This is a genomic window from uncultured Aurantimicrobium sp. (assembly GCF_936931525.1).
Lineage (GTDB): Bacteria > Actinomycetota > Actinomycetes > Actinomycetales > Microbacteriaceae > Aurantimicrobium.
This window is the reverse complement of record NZ_CAKZII010000137.1, coordinates 1-1,280: the sequence shown is the minus strand read 5'-3', so window position 1 is coordinate 1,280 and position 1,280 is coordinate 1. Positions and strand designations below refer to the sequence as shown.

The 1,280-nt window shown below is 48.4% G+C and carries 2 protein-coding genes; one reads left to right on the top strand and one right to left on the bottom strand.

The features are described from left to right. Positions 1–130: 130 nt before the first annotated feature. Positions 131–562: a hypothetical protein gene (locus Q0362_RS06535; protein WP_298121517.1), complete on the bottom strand. Its 432-nt coding sequence runs from the start codon at positions 560–562 to the stop codon at positions 131–133. A gap of 124 nt (positions 563–686) precedes the next feature. Between Q0362_RS06535 and Q0362_RS06530 the strand changes: the two genes are divergently transcribed. After that, the coding region (locus Q0362_RS06530; protein ID WP_298121514.1) for a response regulator transcription factor at positions 687–1,280 on the top strand (594 nt) is incomplete at its 3' end.

The window sequence follows — 1,280 nt, the reverse complement described above, 5'->3', positions numbered from 1 at the left end:
TTGATCAAGGTGTGCTTGCTCATGAGCAAGAGCGGCCTGCAAGAGTTCTGGGCTCAGAGATGAAATCACATGGGAACTCACCATGATGCACTGTGAGCTGGGAACCGCCATCAAGATTGTTTCGCTGGAGTCAAAGATCAACGACAAATACATAGGTAGTACCCGCAGTGACAGAGGCAGGTGTGGAAAAGTCAAAATTCACTGAAACCATTGACGAAGATGACACAGAAGCTTCTGCAACAGTGGTTGTTGCCAGTGCACTACCTGTAATTACGCCATTCGATTCGGCATAGATAGATCCGTTGAGAACACCAGGCGAGCCCTGCTTCTGAAGCTGAATTGTAAAACGATCAAGTTGTCCGGTGATTCCAGCAGTGAAAGTTTGACCTTTGGGGGTGCCATTTTCAATAACGGTGTAGGTATTGGCCGCTCCAGTAAATTGCTGGTCAAGTGTCCCGACTGCTTGGGCCGACATCGCAGGAATTATTGCTGCAATTCCGAGAGCCAAAGAAACGACTGTTGCAATAAGTGGTCTGAAAAATCTGGCGTGAGTCTGAGTCATAAAGAAAACGTATTCTCAAGCTGAACTGACCAAGATTAATTCATACAGCTGTATGAAAGCACCTCCCTACCGGGGTCCCGCTATATGTTGTAAAAGTGAGAATGCCTGAAGAAGGGAGGGGTCCATGAGAGACACACGAGTTCTCTACGTCGAAGATGACCCCGCTCTGCGTGCCATCATGAGCAAACTCCTCCACAGCCAAGACGGCATTGACGTTGTGGCAAACGTTGGAAACTCCCACGAAGCTCTTGAGTGTGCTCAAACATCTCAAATTGACGTTGCCTTGCTTGATATTGCTCTCGGTCACAACAGTGCCACAGGCCAGGAACTTGCACTTCAGCTGAGATCCATCAACTCCAATATCGGTATCGTGATCTACTCTCAACATGCTGAGGTAAATTTCCTCTCTCAACTTTCAGCTCGGAACCTCGAAGGATGGTCCACCATCCAAAAGAGCGCATCCATCGATATGCCCTACTTAGTAGATGTCTTGCGCTCAACAGCACGGGGGCTTTCCATCATTGACCCCAAAATCTTGGAAACAGAGCGAAGCGAATCCTCAACTGAGTTTGAGCAACTCACCCCACGCCAACACGAAATCATGGCTCTCATCGTGGAGGGCATAGATGTTCCCCACATTTCAGAGAAGTTAGGGGTTTCTGCGGTGACTATCCGTCAGGAACTTTCGAGAATTTACAAAGTGATTGTGCCCGAACCC

Excerpts from the sequence above, each read along its gene's own strand:
- Q0362_RS06535 (WP_298121517.1), bottom strand. The coding sequence starts at position 562 with ATGACTCAGACTCACGCCAGATTTTTCAGACCACTTATTGCAACAGTC.